At 61.4% G+C, this 16,134-nt stretch carries 12 protein-coding genes; 10 read left to right on the forward strand and 2 right to left on the reverse strand.

The window, feature by feature from the left end; all coding sequences use genetic code 11:
* Positions 1–138 precede the first annotated feature (138 nt).
* The 5 genes from HGSM_RS05550 (at position 139) to HGSM_RS05570 (ending at position 5,524) form a co-directional block, all read left to right on the forward strand.
* Entirely contained in the window at positions 139–1,524 is a 1,386-nt protein-coding gene (locus HGSM_RS05550; protein WP_040594771.1) for a glycine--tRNA ligase, read from the forward strand.
* A gap of 261 nt (positions 1,525–1,785) precedes the next feature.
* On the forward strand, positions 1,786–2,193 hold the full coding sequence (locus tag HGSM_RS05555) for a membrane lipoprotein lipid attachment site-containing protein (protein ID WP_019147762.1): 408 nt from the start codon (positions 1,786–1,788) through the stop codon (positions 2,191–2,193).
* 5 nt (positions 2,194–2,198) lie between these two features.
* Positions 2,199–2,678, forward strand: a complete 480-nt coding sequence (locus tag HGSM_RS05560; RefSeq protein ID WP_154646257.1) for a hypothetical protein — start codon at positions 2,199–2,201, stop codon at positions 2,676–2,678.
* Between the two features lie 69 nt (positions 2,679–2,747).
* Positions 2,748–3,923, forward strand: a complete 1,176-nt coding sequence (gene dusB / locus HGSM_RS05565; RefSeq protein WP_040594677.1) for a tRNA dihydrouridine synthase DusB — start codon at positions 2,748–2,750, stop codon at positions 3,921–3,923.
* Positions 3,924–4,072: 149 nt separating this feature from the next.
* On the forward strand, positions 4,073–5,524 hold the full coding sequence (locus HGSM_RS05570) for an alpha-amylase family glycosyl hydrolase (protein WP_019147765.1): 1,452 nt from the start codon (positions 4,073–4,075) through the stop codon (positions 5,522–5,524).
* Positions 5,525–6,455: 931 nt separating this feature from the next.
* Here the strand turns inward: HGSM_RS05570 and HGSM_RS05580 are convergent.
* Both HGSM_RS05580 and HGSM_RS05585 read right to left on the reverse strand, forming a co-directional pair.
* Complete coding sequence (locus HGSM_RS05580; RefSeq protein WP_019147768.1) at positions 6,456–8,246, reverse strand: glycoside hydrolase family 13 protein; 1,791 nt, start codon at positions 8,244–8,246, stop codon at positions 6,456–6,458.
* A gap of 72 nt (positions 8,247–8,318) precedes the next feature.
* Positions 8,319–9,392 carry a LacI family DNA-binding transcriptional regulator gene (locus HGSM_RS05585; protein WP_019147769.1) on the reverse strand — a complete coding sequence of 358 codons (1,074 nt, stop codon included), beginning with the start codon at positions 9,390–9,392 and terminating at the stop codon, positions 8,319–8,321.
* A gap of 373 nt (positions 9,393–9,765) precedes the next feature.
* Between HGSM_RS05585 and HGSM_RS05590 the strand changes: the two genes are divergently transcribed.
* The 5 genes from HGSM_RS05590 to dgt all read left to right on the forward strand — a co-directional run.
* Positions 9,766–11,016, forward strand: coding sequence for a sugar ABC transporter substrate-binding protein (locus HGSM_RS05590; protein WP_040594678.1), 1,251 nt, complete (start codon positions 9,766–9,768; stop codon positions 11,014–11,016).
* A gap of 201 nt (positions 11,017–11,217) precedes the next feature.
* On the forward strand, positions 11,218–12,831 hold the full coding sequence (locus HGSM_RS05595) for an ABC transporter permease subunit (protein ID WP_019147771.1): 1,614 nt from the start codon (positions 11,218–11,220) through the stop codon (positions 12,829–12,831).
* 1 nt (position 12,832) lies between these two features.
* Positions 12,833–13,729: a sugar ABC transporter permease gene (locus HGSM_RS05600; protein ID WP_019147772.1), complete on the forward strand. Its 897-nt coding sequence runs from the start codon at positions 12,833–12,835 to the stop codon at positions 13,727–13,729.
* 10 nt (positions 13,730–13,739) lie between these two features.
* A complete protein-coding gene (locus HGSM_RS05605) occupies positions 13,740–15,635 on the forward strand; it encodes a glycoside hydrolase family 13 protein (protein WP_019147773.1) in 1,896 nt (631 codons plus the stop codon).
* 33 nt (positions 15,636–15,668) lie between these two features.
* On the forward strand, positions 15,669–16,134 hold a 466-nt coding region (dgt, locus tag HGSM_RS05610; protein ID WP_230197502.1), incomplete at its 3' end, for a dGTP triphosphohydrolase.

The following is a 16,134-nucleotide window of genomic DNA, read 5'->3' on the forward strand; positions in this document are numbered from 1 at the left end:
TAGGAGGGACGCGCAACAGCCGGTAAACTTGGTTACTTGCACACGAAGACCGGGCATGATCGTGCCCAGAACCCCTGTGCGCTTCATTCGCCACCGCGAGCCACGCGGGGCTGACAACATATTGATGGAGTGATCATCTTGGCCGCAGCGCCTTCACGTCTCGACTCTGTAATCTCGCTTGCTAAGCGGCGAGGCTTCGTCTTCCAGTCGGGAGAGATCTACGGCGGATCCCGGTCCGCATGGGACTACGGGCCACTCGGGGCCGAGCTCAAGGAAAACATCAAGCGCCAGTGGTGGCAGCAGATGGTTCGCGGCCGCGACGACGTCGTCGGAATCGACTCCTCCGTGATCCTCCCACGCAAGGTCTGGGAAGCATCCGGCCACGTCGCAGTATTCACCGACCCGCTGATCGAGTGCACCTCCTGCCACAAGCGTTACCGCGAAGACACCCTGCTCGAGGAGTTCGAGTACAAGAAGGGTCGCGCGCCTTCAGGCATGGAAGAGATCGTCTGCGCCAACTGTGGCAAGAAGGGCGAGTGGACTGAGCCTCAGAACTTCTCCGGCCTGCTCAAGACTTACCTCGGCCCAGTCGACAACGAAGAGGGCCTGCACTACTTGCGCCCAGAGACCGCGCAGGGCATCTTTGTAAACTTCTCGAACGTCCAGACCGCGTCCCGCCTCAAGCCTCCATTCGGAATCGGCCAGGTGGGTAAGTCCTTCCGTAACGAGATCACCCCGGGTAACTTCATCTTCCGCACCCGCGAGTTCGAGCAGATGGAACTCGAGTTCTTTGTGAAGCCAGGAACCGACGAGGAATGGCACCAGCACTGGATCGACACCCGCAAGGCGTGGTACGTCGACCTCGGTGTGAACCCAGAGAACCTGCGCCTCTACGAACACCCACAGGAGAAGCTCTCCCACTACTCCAAGCGCACCGTGGACATCGAGTACAAGTTCGGTTTCACCGGTGGCGAGTGGGGTGAGCTCGAGGGCATCGCAAACCGCACCGACTTCGACCTGAAGACTCACTCGGAAATCTCGGGCAAGGACCTGTCGTACTTCGACCAGGCCGAGGGGGAGCGTTACTTCCCATACGTGATCGAGCCTTCCGCCGGTCTGACCCGTTCGCTAATGGCCTTCCTCGTTGAGGCTTACACCGAGGACGAGGCGCCAAACACTAAGGGCGGCGTGGACAAGCGCGTTCTGCTCAAGCTCGACCCACGCCTCGCACCCGTCAAGGCCGCGGTTCTGCCGCTGTCGCGCAACGCGGAGCTCTCGCCAAAGGCGAAGGCGCTCGCAGCCGACCTGCGAAAGTACTGGAACGTCGAGTTCGACGACGCCGGTGCAATCGGCCGCCGCTACCGCCGCCAGGACGAGATCGGTACGCCATTCTGCATCACCGTTGACTTCGACACCCTCGAGGACAACGCCGTGACCATCCGTCACCGTGACTCGATGGAGCAGGAGCGCGTTGCGCTCGACCAGGTCGTGCCACTCCTGGCTGCCCGACTCATGGGTGCCTGATTCGCTAGTTAGATAGTGTGCCGCGAGGGGCGCGGGCCAATCCTTTGGGATTGACCCGCGCCCTTCGCGTTGTGTCGTGTGGGTGCGGTCTGCGCCGCGCATCTGATTTTCGACGATTCTGGTTGCGCCAGGTGGGTCCCGCACGTGCTCGAAAACTCACCCGCATAAGAAACTCTGGTTCAGGGTGTATGTTCTCCTGAACTGGGAACATAGAGGTGGCAGAGGTACCCGGCGTAACCCGCCCCAAACTTTGGAGAACGAATGAAAAAGACCCTCTTCACCGGTGCAATCGTTGCATTGCTCGCACTCTCGGGCTGCTCATCACCTAGCGGCGACGCCGAAGGAGGAGCAAGCGTCAAGGACAGCGGACCTATCCAGCTTGTAGTCAGCGAACCACGCGAAGAGGGCGGAATACCTGAGTCTGAGGACTCGGACTTCACCGCCACCATCAAGGACGGCGTGCTGACCTATCACGCGGCTGGCTCCTCTACTTGCGCGCCAAAGGTCGAAACCGCAGTCCTCGAGGGCACCACGATCACCCTCACCCGTCCAAGCTACGAGGGCAAGCCATGCACCATGGACCTTCGCCCACTCGTCCAGGAGATCACCCGCGCTGATGGCGTGAAGCTCGAGGACACCTTCACCGTGAAGCTCGCAGAGACCAAGTAATCTCTGTGTTTTCTCGGAAGAGCGTGGGTGCGGTGGCCCTCCTGGTGGGGGCCACCGTGCTTTCGGGCTGTGGCGGCGAGGGCGAGGGGCCCGATGGGGCTCATTCCGGTGGGGCCCAGCCTAGCGGTGAGCAGCTCGTGCTGAAGGAACTGGACGCCAACTCGCTGTTCGAGGACCCGAACGCGGACTGGAGTGAGAGTTACTGGCGCACTACGGTTGAAGGGACCGCCGTCATCTACGAGGCGTTTGGAGCTGGTGGCTGCCCGCCCTCCCTGGAGAGCGCCGACCTCGAGGATGCAACGCTCACCTTGCATGCCACGGACTTTGGGGATGGGCCGTGCGCTGAGTCAGGGGTATTTTTCCGCACGGAGATCACGCGGGCTGATGGTTCGGCGTTTCCATCCAACCTCGACGTGATTATGGACAACCCAACCAAGTACTACGAGAACTACTATCTTCTTGGAGGACGTGAGCCTTGGTGGTAGCCCTGCACTGTGGGCAAGATGACTGGACTTGGCTCCCAACTTCGAGCTGGCAAGTGAGAAAATGGGCGGGTGACTACGCTCGAACAGACTCCCCAGACGCCCGTGCTGCCTCCGCTTCGTATAGGTAAGCACACAGTTGAGACCCCCGTGGTCTTGGCGCCCATGGCTGGCGTGACCAACACTGCGTTCCGCCGGTTGTGCCGCGAGAACGGCGACGGGTTGTTCGTGGCTGAGATGGTCACGAGTCGTGCGTTGGTCGAGCGCAACGAGGAATCGATGCGCATCATCTCGTTCGAGGACTTCGAAACCCCACGCTCCGCTCAGGTGTACGGAGTGGACCCTGCCACTGTTGGCGCCGCCGTCAAGCTCATCGTGAGCGAAGACCGTGCCGACCACATCGACCTGAACTTTGGCTGCCCCGTTCCTAAGGTCACGCGTAAGGGCGGCGGCTCCGCGCTGCCGTGGAAGACCGAGCTTTTCACACGCATCATCGATGCGGCGGTCTCCGCTGCTGCGCCCTACGACGTTCCCGTCACCATCAAGATGCGCAAGGGCATCGATGACGACCACATTACGTACCTTGAGGCCGGCCAAATCGCCGAGCAACTGGGCGTGGACGCTGTCGCACTGCACGCGCGCACCGCCGCCGAGCACTACTCGGGTACCGCGGACTGGTCCGCAATTAAGGCGCTCAAGGAGGCGGTCACCACGATCCCAGTTTTGGGTAATGGAGACATCTGGTCCGCCGAGGATGCGCTGCGCATGGTCGAGGAGACTGGCTGTGACGGCGTCGTTGTGGGGCGCGGCTGCCAGGGGCGTCCGTGGCTGTTCGCGGACCTGACCGCTGCGTTTGCCGGGCGTCCGGAACGCATCAAGCCGGGCCTGCGCCACGTTGCCGACACGATTTACCGCCACGGCGAGTACATGGTCGACTTCTTTGGCGACGAGGGCCGCGGTATTCGTGACCTGCGCAAGCATATGGCCTGGTACCTCAAGGGTTACGCTGTGGGCGGCGACGCCCGCAACGGCCTAGCACTCGTGGACTCCCTGGCGGACCTTCGCGAGAAGTTGGACCGCCTTGACTTGGACGCGCCGTACCCAGGTAAGGACGCGGAGGGGCAGCGCGGTCGCGCAGGTTCCCCCAAGCGCCCCCACCTGCCGGAGGGCTGGCTGGACTCGCGCGAGTTGAGCGACGAGTTCCGCGTCAAGCTTGCCGAGGCAGAGTTGAGCGTTTCGGGCGGCTGATGCGAGGCCAGCGCGGCCCATTATTACCGTGCTCAGCGGTAAACACAACACACGGCATGATCGTTAGGTTCCCGTAACCCTCTGCAAGCGATTTTTGGCTATTCCGCCGGTACGCTGGCAGAAAACTTGCACGTAGTACGGGAATTTTCATGACTCTTCGTAAGACACTTGCCTCAGCCGCTGCCGTCACCATGGTTGTCGCGTTGGCAGCTTGCTCACAGGCTCACAAGGATGAGCCCAGCGCACCCCCGGCAGACGTGGGCCTCAACCTCTTCCAATGGCCGTGGACCGCGATCGAGGCTGAATGTCAGACGATTGCGGACAACGGCGTCACATGGATCATGACGTCCCCGCCGCAGGAACACATCCAGGGCGACGCGTGGTGGACCAGTTACCAGCCGGTGAGCTACAAGCTCGAGTCCAAGCTAGGTACACGTGACGAGTTTGGCCAGATGGTCCAGACCTGCGGTGACGCGGGCGTGGACGTGGTGGCTGACGCCGTGGTCAACCATATGACCGGCCAGGAAAACCCCGGCACAGGCACGGGCGGTACCGCGTACGAGCACTACGACTATCCGGGCATATACTCCACGGACGACTTTCACCACTGCGACGCCGCGAACGGCGACATCACCAACTATCAGGACCGGAACGAGGTCCAGAACTGCGAGTTGGTGAATCTCGCGGACCTGAAGACCGAGTCCGAGCACGTGCGCACTACGCTCAAGGCCTACCTTGACGATCTGCTTTCACTCGGTGTGGCCGGGTTCCGCATTGACGCGGCCAAGCACATGCCCGCCGTAGACGTGGCGGCGATCGTCGCAGACTTGCCTGAAGGTACGCGCGTGATCCAGGAGGTCATCCGAGCGGCCGGTGAGCCGATTACTCCCGAGGAATACCTCGAGGCCGGCGATGTCCTGGAGTTTTCGTGGGGCAAGGATATATCCAGCCTCAAGGTTGGCTCGACGTTCTCCGCGTTCTTCAACGCGGGCACCACGTCCGCCTACGCTCCCAGCGAGAAGTCCTATACGTTCGTGGAAAACCACGACACCGAACGCGGCAACAGGGCGATCACGTACAAGGACCCGCAGTACGAGGTGTTCACAGCGCTCATGTTGGCTAGCCCTTACGGCACCCCGATCCTGTACTCCGGCTATGCCTTTGCTGATCGGGACGCCGGCCCTGCTAAGAACTTTGCCACGGGCCAGTTGATGGAGGTCACGTGCACGGAACGCACCGGCCCAACGCAGACTTACCTCGATGGAGAGTGGACCTGCCAGCAGCGCTGGCCAACCCTGGTCAACATGATCCAGTGGCGCACGGATGCCGGGGACGCGGCGGTCACTCAGGAATGGTCTGAGGAAGATGGCCTCTCCTTTGCCCGCGACGGCCGCGCGTTCATCGCCGTGAACAGGGGAGCGGAGCCGCTCACCGGGACGTGGGACACTACTCTTCCCCCGGGCGAGTACTGCGACGCCGGCGCCGGTGAGATCCTCACGACCTGCGAGACTCCGACCCTCACAGTGGGTAAGGACGGCGCCCTGACGGGCACGATCGCGCCCTACTCAGTCCTGGCCACGTCCGTCTCGTTTAGGTCCTGATTCTCAGCGGTTCTGGCTGGCTCACAGCGGCACGTGCGCGGCTTCGGGCGATTTCTAGTGGTCGTTGCAACACTGCGAAGGGCTGGCCAGCCCGATCGCACTAGAAGCTGCAGTCTCTCTCGAGGTAGTTCGCTGAAGCGGTATCGTCCCCTTCTCCAAACGGATTCACGCGCTGCTCTAGAAAGGCGGCGTAGTCGGGAAAAGACTGCGAAACGGAAAGTTTGGCGAACACCTCTAGGGTCTCAACAGCGGCGTTGACGCGGTCGGTTTCGCCCGCTCGATAAGCCGTCCTCGTAGATGATCCCGTACTGCTGGTCCATTGGCAGCGTGGTAGCGCCCTGAAGTGAGTCGATCGGGGCCTGCAAGTCTTGGAGAGAATCGGGTTCGGGTAGTTCCGTGCCATCTGGGAACGCCAGTACACGAAACGCGGCCTTGGTCTCCGTATCCCGTTGCTCGCTGGCCTGGGCCAAGTTCTTCTCAAGTGCCGCGATCGCCTCTTGGACCTGGGGCTCTTCTGCTCGGAGGCAATGGCCTCATTGTCGATCGCCATGCAGCCCCGTAACTAGCGAGGCTAATGCACACATTCCAACAGGTAGAGCGATTCACTTCTTCACATGCACTTCTCCTCACGCATGATTCTGACCTCTTTGTCCAGAATCATCCAACGCCAAGACGCTATCCCATCACAGCCAGAACAACAAGGACTAGGGAAGTCCTCGTCATCTCAATCGCTCACGTCCTGATTATCGACGATTCTGGCTTGCTTCCAGCGCCCGCCGGCGTCCAGCGCCACGCGCGTGGGGCTGGACGGCGGGGCACAATCGTCGAGAATCTGTGACGTGCCATCCGCGCGGCGCACCCCGTGCTGGAACACAGCGAAGGGCTGGTCGGTTCATTGAACCGACCAGCCCTTCGCACTAGGCGCTAGCTATCAAGCAGACTTGATCCACACGCAGACGTCAGTTCCCACTGCGCCGTCGACGAGAGGTTCGCTCGAAGCGAGGACCTCGGCACCGGCAGGCAGGGCGAACGGAGCGTCAGCGAAGTTCGTGGCCACGATGACGTCGCCGTTTTGGTACGCAATGACCTCGGTCGAAGAAGCGAAGTCATCGAGCCAAGCAAGCGAACCTAGGCCAATGTTGTGCTCGCTGCGCAGGCGCAGCACGTTCTTGTACAGGTGGAAAGTCGAGTTCGGGTCGGCCTTCTGCACGTCAGCGGCCACGGCGCGGTAGGTCTCTGGCTGTGGCAGCCAGGACTTGCCGGTGGTGGAGAAGCCGTACGCAGGCTTGTCTGCCTCCCACGCGAGTGGGACGCGGCAGCCGTCGCGGCCGGCCTCGGTGCGGCCCTTGCGCTCGAACGCAGGGTCTTGGCGGAACTCGTCAGGCATCTCGGTGTGGTCCGGGGTGCCGAACTCCTCGCCGTTGTACAGGTAGGCGGAGCCAGGAAGGCCGAGCATCTGGAGCGTCGCAGCCTTGGCGCGGCGCAGACCGAGCTCAACGTCAGGCTGAGGGTCAGTTGCGCGAACACCGTTCGGGTTCATCTCGCGGCCCTCGACCACGGCGGGGAGACCGAGGCGGGTGACGTGGCGGACCACGTCATGGTTCGACAGAACCCAGGTGGTTGGTGCGCCTACAACGTCGTTCTCACGAACGGAAGCGGAAATCACGGTGCGCATTGCGGCCGCATCCCACTTGGTGGTGAGGAACGAGAAGTTGAACGCCTGCTGCATCTCGTCCTCGCGGACGTACAGGGCAAGGCGGGAGAGAGGCTCAACCCACGCCTCAGCAACCAGGGCTCGGTCGCCGTCGTACTGCTCCATTACCTCGTGCCACGAGCGGTAGATCTCGTGCACGCCGTCCTGGTCGAACATGGGGCCGGAGTTGCCGCCGCCGTTGGATCCGTCCTCGTCGGGGGTTCCGTCGGTCTGGACCTGGGTCTTGCCCTCGTCCTTGGTTCCGTCGACCATGCCGGTGGTGCCGTCCCAGTCGGGGAGGCCCTCGGCCTTGACCATGCCGTGCGCTACGTCAATGCGGAAGCCGTCCACGCCGCGGTCGAGCCAGAATCGGAGGATCGACTTGAAGTCCTCGCGGACCTCCTCGTTCTGCCAGTTCAGGTCAGGCTGACGAGTGTCGAACATGTGGAGGTACCACTCGGTGTCCTTGACGCCGTCGGCGTCAACGTTCCAACGCTGGTCCACACGAGTCCACGCCGGCCCACCAAAGATGGACTGCCAGTTGTTTGGTGGGAGTTCGCCGTTCTCGCCCTTGCCCTCACGGAACATGTAGCGGTCGCGCGCTGCCGAGCCTGGGCCGGCCTCGATTGCTTCCTTGAACCACGCGTGGTCGTCCGAGGTGTGGTTTGGAACGAGGTCGATGATGACCTTGAGGCCAAGTTTGTGTGCCTTGGTGGACATCTCGGCAAAATCGTCGAGGTCACCGAAGATCGGGTCGATCTGGCGGTAGTCGGAGACATCGTAGCCGGCGTCAGCCTGAGGCGACTTGTAGAACGGTGAGAGCCACAGCGCGTCTACGCCGAGATCAACCAGGTGGTCGAGGCGTTCGGTGATGCCCTTAAGGTCACCGATGCCATCTCCGTTCCCGTCTGCGAAGGAGCGTGGGTACACCTGGTAGATCACCGCGTTGCGCCACCACTCGGCAGCACCCTCGGTTGCGGGGTGCAGGATGGATGCTGCGGGAGAGGTCGTAGTCAGGGAGAGGGACACTGTCGGCTCCGATCGATGGGGTAGGTGAGGGGTGGAAGCAGCGCTTGTGTGTGCTGCTGCAGATAGTGGGGATTAGCCGTTGACAACCTGGTAGGCGGAAATCCTGGCATCGGGTGAGGTTCCCGTTGAGTTGCGCACGATGAGCTCAGGGTGGAACAAAAGCTCCGACTTGGGCGCTGGTGAGCCCTCGATCATCGCGATGAGTCCGGAGACCGCGGCGTGTGCCATGGCGGACACCGGCTGGCGGATCGTGGTCAGCGGAGGATCCGTGAAACCAATCAGTGGTGAGTCGTCGTAGCCGATCACCGAGATGTCGTCCGGGACCGAAAGCCTGCGCTGGTGGGCCGCCCTAACGGCGCCGAGCGCCATCAGGTCCGAACCACACACGATCCCGGTGTGCCCGGAGTCAATTAGATCGTTGGCCGCCGACTGTCCGCCTTCCACTGTAAACAGGGAAGTCGCAACGTGCTCGTCGGTGCTCATCTGACCGAGATGGGTGCGCAGGGCCTCCTTGAATCCTTCAATCTTGCGCTGCGCGGTGATAAAGCGGCTTGGACCAATTGCGAGGCCGATGCGCTGGTGGCCCAGCGAGACGAGGTGGCGGACCGCGAGTTCCATAGCGGCGCGGTCGTCGCAGGAGATGAAGGGCGCTTCGATGCCAGAGGCGAACCCGTTCACAAACGTGAGGGGAGTGCCCTGCGCCCGGAGCTGCTCGTACCGGGCGTGGCTTGCTCGGGTGTCTGCATGCAAGCCCGCTACAAACAGGATTCCGTCCACCGAGTGCTCCTGGAGCATCTCGATGTACTCGTCCTCGGTAGTGCCGCCGGGGGACTGGGTGCACAGAAGCGGTGTATATCCGCGCTGTGAGAGCAGGCCCTCAATGGTCTGCGCAAAAGCTGGAAAGACTGGGTTGGACAGCTCCGGGACAACGAGCCCCACGAGTCCTGCGGAACGGTTGCGCAACTTCTCTGGGCGCTCGTAACCGAGGACGTCAAGGGCGGCAAGTACAGCTTGACGAGTGTCTGATGCAACGCCCACTTTGCCATTGAGTACGCGTGACACAGTCGCGGTGCTTACCCCCGCTTGGTCGGCAATATCGGTTAGCCGGGTCTTGCCACCGGTGTTGGTGGTGGTACGTACGGACACTTGGACCTCCTTGTCACAAAGTTCAGTGCCGGTTGGTTCTAGGGAAGGGCTTGACTGAGGCGCTCCGCACGAAGTTTTGCTGCAGATCGCGATTTTCTTGCGAGCTTCTTGCAACACGTTGCAAGAAGCCATTCTGCAAGATTTCTGCAACAGAGTCTAGCCTTAAGCCGCAGAAACGTGGTGTTGAGGGTGGAGTCTTGCAAGAAGTCTCTATGTAAAACGCTATTCAGGATCCTACCCCCTGATGATCGTTACTTGAAAGTTACTGAAAGATGTTGCAAAAGTTGCAAGCAACTGGATAGTGTTTTGTCATCCCCTCCGGCGGGAACCTCGCCGGAACAATATCCGAAACTAAAAACTTGGAGAAGATCCGATGCAAAGAGGCATCCCAGCAGTAGCTGCGGCGCTCGGTATGGCACTCGTCCTGTCTGCTTGCTCAGGCGGTACCACCCCTGAGACTGAGAGCCCAAAGCCAACCACGTCTGAGTCGGAAGCTCCAGAGGTATCTGGCAAGCTCACCGTGTGGGTTGACGAGACCCGTATCAACGACTTCAAGGACGTTGTTGCAAAGTTCAAGGCAGACCGCGGTGTTGAGGTCGAGGTAGTTCAGAAGGCTTCGGGCGACATCCGCACCGAGTTCGTCCAGCAGGTTCCAACCGGTGAAGGCCCAGACGTCATCATCGGCGCCAACGACTGGATCGGCGAATTCGTCACCAACGGTGTCGTTGCTCCAATCGAGCTCGGCGACAAGGCTGCTCAGTTCTCCGCAGGATCGATCAACGCGTTCTCCTACGAGGGCAAGAGCTACGGCGTTCCTTACGCTGTTGAGTCCATCGGCCTCGTGCGTAACAACGCACTCGCCAAGGAGACCCCAGCCACCTTCGACGAGCTGATCGCACAGGGCAAGGAGCTCAAGTCCGAGTTCCCAGTCCTCATCCAGCAGGGTGACCAGGGCGATGCTTACCACCTCTACCCACTGCAAACCTCGTTTGGTTCGTTCGTGTTCAAGCAGGATGAGGCCGGTAACTACACCGACGAGCTCGCCCTCGGCGGCGCACAGGGCGAGGCATGGGCAAAGTACCTTGCCAAGCTCGGCAAGGAAGGTATCCTCGACGCATCGATCGGTGGAGACCAGGCCAAGGAAGCATTCTCGGCTGGCAAGTCCGCTTACATGGTGACCGGTCCTTGGTACGCCTCTGAGTTCGTCAAGGAAGGTATGGACATCTCCATCCTCCCAATCCCATCCGCTGGTGGCGAGGAATCCCGTCCATTCGCTGGATACCAGGGTGCATACATCTCGGCTAAGTCGCAGAATGCTCTGCTCGCTAACGACTTCGTTGTTAACTACCTCTCCACCGAAGAAGCCGCAGACCAGATCTACGCTTCCGGTGGACGTATCCCAGCTCTGACCGCGTCGGCTGCAAAGATCACCGACGAGATCGCCAAGGGTTGGGCGGACGCAGCAGCCAACGGCCTCCCTCAGCCAGGTTCGGCTGCGATGGGTGTCGTCTGGGGCTTCTGGGGCGCAGCACAGCTGGACATCGCTTCTGGTAAGGCAGCTGACCCAGTCAAGGCATGGGAGACCATGGTGAAGAACATCGAGGACGGCATCAAGAAGGGCTGACCTTCCTCGCCTCGCATCTTGGGGAGACGCCCAAGACTAGCTAGACGCTTGGGGGCTCCGTACTCACGGGGCCCCCAAGTCGTGCAATAAACAGTTTCACCAGACAAAGTCGCGCGCACTCGCCTAGATTGTCCAGTGTGAGTAGCACGTGCACTGCCAAACAACGCCAAGGTCTTTCTCGACCAATCACGGAGGGATGAGATGAGCATCTCAAGGGGCGCTGCTGAACATGATTCAGGAGCCGGAACAGGCACTAAAGCGCCGATTGTCGACGCGTCTCCTGCTCGAAACTTCAGGCCTGGTTTCGTAGCCAAGATCATTTTGATGGCCTGCATCAACGCGTTCGGTCTCTACGGCTTGCTTGCTGCATGGTCGACTGGAACGTGGGGTGTGTTCGCCGGACTCGTAATTGCGCTGATTGCAGCCAACTATGTGTACTTCTCGCGTCGGGCGATTCCAGGCAAGTACCTCTACCCAGGGTTGCTCTTTCTCTTCACCTATCAGCTGTTCACCATGGCCTACACCGGGTATGTGGCATTCACCAACTACGGTGACGGCCACAACTCGGATAAGGGCGATGCGATTGAGCAGATTCTCTCCTACAACGAGTCGCGCGTTGAAGGCTCCGCTGCGTACCCGGTCACCGTGGTCAAGGATGGCGACGGAAACCTTGGGTTCGCAATCGTCCAGGACGGCGTGGCCAAGGTCGGTACCGCTGAGAAGCCACTCGAGGAGGCCTCCGGCGCTCAGATCGAGGGCAACTCGGTCAAGGGTGTCGAAGGCTTCACGGTGCTGCCGTTCGCGCAGATCGTTGAGAACCAGCAGGAGATCACAAACCTGAGGGTTCCGTTCTCAGACAACGCCGAAGACGGCTCGCTGCGCACCCAGGACGCAATGAATGCGTACCAGTTCCGCTCGACGCTTGAGTTCGACAAAGCTACCGACACCATGACCGACACCGCTACGGGCGATGTATATACGGCAAACGGTGAGACCGGATTCTTCACCAACGCGGATGGCAAGAACCTCACTCCGGGCTGGCGCGTCTCGGTTGGTTTTGACAACTTTACCTACATGTTCACGGACTCGAGGGTTTCGGGACCGTTCTTCTCGATCCTGACGTGGACCTTTGCATTTGCGTTCCTCTCCGTGGCAACCACGTTCGCGCTCGGCTTGTTCTTCGCACTCGTGTTCAACGACCCACGCGTTCGCGGCCGCAAGTTCTACCGCGCGATCCTCATCCTTCCCTACGCGTTCCCAGGCTTCCTGTCCGCGCTGGTGTGGAAGGGAATGCTCAACGAGCGCTTCGGCTTTGTCAACGAGGTCCTCCTCGGCGGAAACGGCGTCCAGTGGCTTTCTGACCCGTGGATCGCCAAGTTCTCGATCCTGATGGTTAACCTCTGGCTCGGCTTCCCGTACATGTTCCTCATCACCACGGGTGCGCTGCAGTCCTTGCCTGGCGACGTCATGGAGTCCGCCAAGATGGACGGAGCATCGCCGTGGCGGGTTCTGCGTTCCATCATCCTGCCGCTCCTGATGATCTCGACCGCGCCGCTGCTCATCTCGAGCTTCGCGTTTAACTTCAATAACTTCTCGCTGATCTACATGCTTACGGGTGGTGGCCCGAACTTTACGGGAAGTCCGCTCCTGATCGGTTCCACGGACATCCTGATCTCGATGGTGTACTCGGTGGCGTTCGAATCGGGAGTCAAGCAGTACGGTTTGGCTTCCGCGGTGTCGATCCTCATCTTCATCATGGTCGGCGTTATTTCGTGGCTTGGCTTCCGCCAGACCCGCAAGTTGGAGGAATACTGACATGTCGGTTCAGACTCATAACCAAGAGCTCGAATTCCGTCCGTCCGGCACCCGTGGTGGTCGCTGGTGGAAGGAAGTGAGCTGGCGCCACCTGGTTGGTGTCCTCGGCGGAATCTACGCGATGTTCCCCCTCCTGTATGTGCTTTCCACCTCGCTCAATCCTGGGGCAACGCTGGCGGGATCCAACGACCTGTTCCGCGTCATCTCGGGAGAGAACTACTCCGCGCTGGGTGACACCAAGTTCTACACGTGGGCGCTCAACTCGCTGTTCATCTCCACGGTGAGCGCGGTTGCTACGGTCCTCATGGCATCCGCAGCGGCGTACGCGTTCTCCCGCTTCCGCTTCAAGGGCCGCCGCAGTTCGCTGACTGCTCTCCTCATCGTGCAGATGTTCCCGCAGATGCTCGCCGTCGTCGCGATCTTCCTGCTGCTTCTCGCGCTCAAGGAGGTCTACCCGTTCCTTGGTGCAAACAACCAGTTCGGTCTGATCGCCATTTACCTTGGTGGAGCACTCGGTACCAACACGTTCCTGCTGTACGGGTTCTTCAACACCGTGCCAATGGAGATCGACGAGGCTGCAAAGATCGATGGCGCGAGCCACTCCCAGATCTTCTGGACGATCATCCTTCGCCTCGTGACCCCAATCCTCGCGGTTGTTGGTCTGCTCTCCTTTGTGGGAACTTTTGGTGAGTTCATCATCGCCAAGACGGTCCTGTCCCAGAGCGACAAGGTCACCCTCGCGGTGGGCCTGTACCAGTGGGCTTCGGACGAACGAAACGCCCCGTGGGGTCTGTTCGCCGCTGGCGCTGTGATCTCGGCTATTCCGATCATCGCCCTGTTCTTGTTCTTGCAGAAGTACATCGTGTCCGGCCTCACCGCTGGTTCCGTGAAGGGATAGTTCGTTTCAGATGGCACTCGCACCTCTTACCGCACAGTCAGGCAAGTTTATTGCCTCCCAGCCTCATCACGATGGCAGCGAACTGTATGTTTCGCAGCTGACGCCCTCGCTGGGGGAACACGTTGCGGTGAGGGTGCGGGTGCCCCTGTCGTTCCCGGAACTCTCGGTGCACCTGCGCACTGTGCGGGACGGGGAGCCGCGCGTTTCGGCGGCTCGCCTTGTGGCGACCACCGCGCACGACCGTTGGTACGAGGCGGATCTTCTCGTGCACAATCCGGTGACCCAGTACCGCTTCTTCTTTGAACTTGATGGGGACTACGCCTGGCTCAATGGCGAAGGCCTGCACTTCAACGATGTCGCAGACACGAGCGACTTCCGCGTGACCGTGCACAGCCCGGCGCCGCAGTGGCTTCACGAGGGCATCGTCTACCAGATCTTTCCGGACCGGTTTGCGCGGTCCGCTTCCGCTCCGGCTCTCACCGACCAGCACGCGGACATCCCCGAGTGGGCCATCCCGGCCCCCGACTGGAACCAGGATCCCATTCCGTCCGGCGAGGGGGTGGGAACCCACTTCTTTGGCGGAGACCTCGACGGCATCATTGAGCACCTTGACTACCTCAAGGACCTCGGCGTGGGCACGGTCTATCTGACACCCGTGTTCCCGGGCCGCACCAACCACCGCTACGACGCCTCCACGTTCGATCGGGTGGATCCCGTTCTCGGTGGTGACGACGCCTACGCGCGCCTCAGCGCCGCCGTGCATGAGCGGGGCATGCGCCTGATGGGGGACATCACCTCCAACCACACGGGCTCGTCCCACGAGTGGTTCACCACGGCCCAGTCCGACCCCGAGTCGGAGGAGCACTCGTACTACTACTGGATCGACGAGGCTCCCGGCTACGCGTGCTGGCTTGAGCACGGCTCGCTTCCCAAGCTCAACTACAACTCCACGGCACTACGTGAGCGCATGGTCGAGGGTCCGGACTCAGTGATCGGCAAGTGGCTCAAGCCCCCGTTCGCCCTCGACGGCTGGCGCGTGGACGTGGCCAATATGACGGGTCGCTGGGGAAGCGACGACATGACCCACGAGGTCGCGCGCCAGATCCGCAGCACCGCAGCCGAGGTCAACCCGGACTCCCTCATCATCGCCGAGCACTTCCACGACGCCTCCCTCGATCTTGACGGCGACGGCTGGCACGGCAATATGAACTACTCCGCGTTCACCCGCCCGGTGTGGGCATGGCTCGCTGACCAGTCGCGCTCGGTCCCAGCGTTCGGGCTTCCAGCGTCACTCGCGCGCCGCTCGGGCGCCGACATGGTCGCCGCGATGCGCCGCTTCTCTTCCGCAGTGCCGTTCAAGGTCAACCGCGACCACTGGAACATGCTCGGCTCGCACGACACCCCGCGCCTGCGCACGCTCGTGGGGGAGTCCATGGTCGAGGTCGCGCTCGGCATGCTTATGACCTACCTGGGTAACCCCGTGGTGTTTGCCGGCGACGAGGTCGGCCTGACCGGCATCAACGGCGAACACGCCCGTAAGACCATGCCGTGGAACGACCCGTCCCGCTGGGACGAGGCCGTCCACGACACCTACAAGTCCCTGATCGCCGTCCGGTCCAGTTCCGCCGCGCTGCGCACGGGCGGCCTGCGCTGGGTTCTTATTCACGACGATTGTGTTGCGTTTGTTCGAGAATCGGCCAGCGAGTCCGTGCTGGTCATGCTCGCGCGTGCTCCGTTCGATGGCGCTGAACTTGATGTATCCATCGGCTCTGGCCCAGAATCGGACGCTACGGAACCTCTGGAGCAGCCGGAGTTGCTCTACGGAACCGACACTATCGTCGTAAATAACGGACGATACGTCCTGCCCGCTGTGGGGCCGTCTGTCCACATATGGCGATTGCGCTAGGGGAATCCTCGTAGTTTTCGTTAGGGTTGCAGTGTGGAAAAACTGAGCACGGAAGTCCAAGAGCAGGGCTATCGCCCCCAAGATGGGGAGCGCTGGGTCGCTGAGGCGCCCAAGTCCAATCACCGGACGCCGTTTGAGCGCGACCGCGCGAGGCTCGTGCACTCGTCCGCGCTGCGCCGACTGAGCGACAAAACTCAGGTGCTGGGACCGGCGTCGAACGACTTCATCCGCAACAGGCTGACGCATACCCTTGAGGTGGCGCAGGTGGGGCGCGAGCTCGGCAAGGCGCTGGGCTGCGACCCGGACGTGGTGGACACTGCGTGCCTCGCGCACGACCTGGGGCATCCTCCCTTTGGGCACAACGGTGAGCGGGCACTTGCGGACATCGCGGCGGACATTGGCGGGTTCGAGGGCAACGCGCAGACGCTGCGCCTGCTAACTCGGCTCGAGGCAAAGGTGTTTTCGCCAGTGGGCGTGCCGGCGGGCCTGAACCTGACGC

The sequence above is a fragment of the Timonella senegalensis JC301 genome, assembly GCF_000312125.1.
Lineage (GTDB): Bacteria > Actinomycetota > Actinomycetes > Actinomycetales > Cellulomonadaceae > Timonella > Timonella senegalensis.

Coding starts and splice junctions, on each gene's coding strand:
- HGSM_RS05595 (WP_019147771.1), top strand. CDS start 11,218: ATGAGCATCTCAAGGGGCGCTGCTGAACATGATTCAGGAGCCGGAACA.
- HGSM_RS05570 (WP_019147765.1), top strand. CDS start 4,073: ATGACTCTTCGTAAGACACTTGCCTCAGCCGCTGCCGTCACCATGGTT.
- HGSM_RS05605 (WP_019147773.1), top strand. CDS start 13,740: ATGGCACTCGCACCTCTTACCGCACAGTCAGGCAAGTTTATTGCCTCC.
- HGSM_RS05600 (WP_019147772.1), top strand. CDS start 12,833: ATGTCGGTTCAGACTCATAACCAAGAGCTCGAATTCCGTCCGTCCGGC.
- HGSM_RS05555 (WP_019147762.1), top strand. CDS start 1,786: ATGAAAAAGACCCTCTTCACCGGTGCAATCGTTGCATTGCTCGCACTC.
- HGSM_RS05590 (WP_040594678.1), top strand. CDS start 9,766: ATGCAAAGAGGCATCCCAGCAGTAGCTGCGGCGCTCGGTATGGCACTC.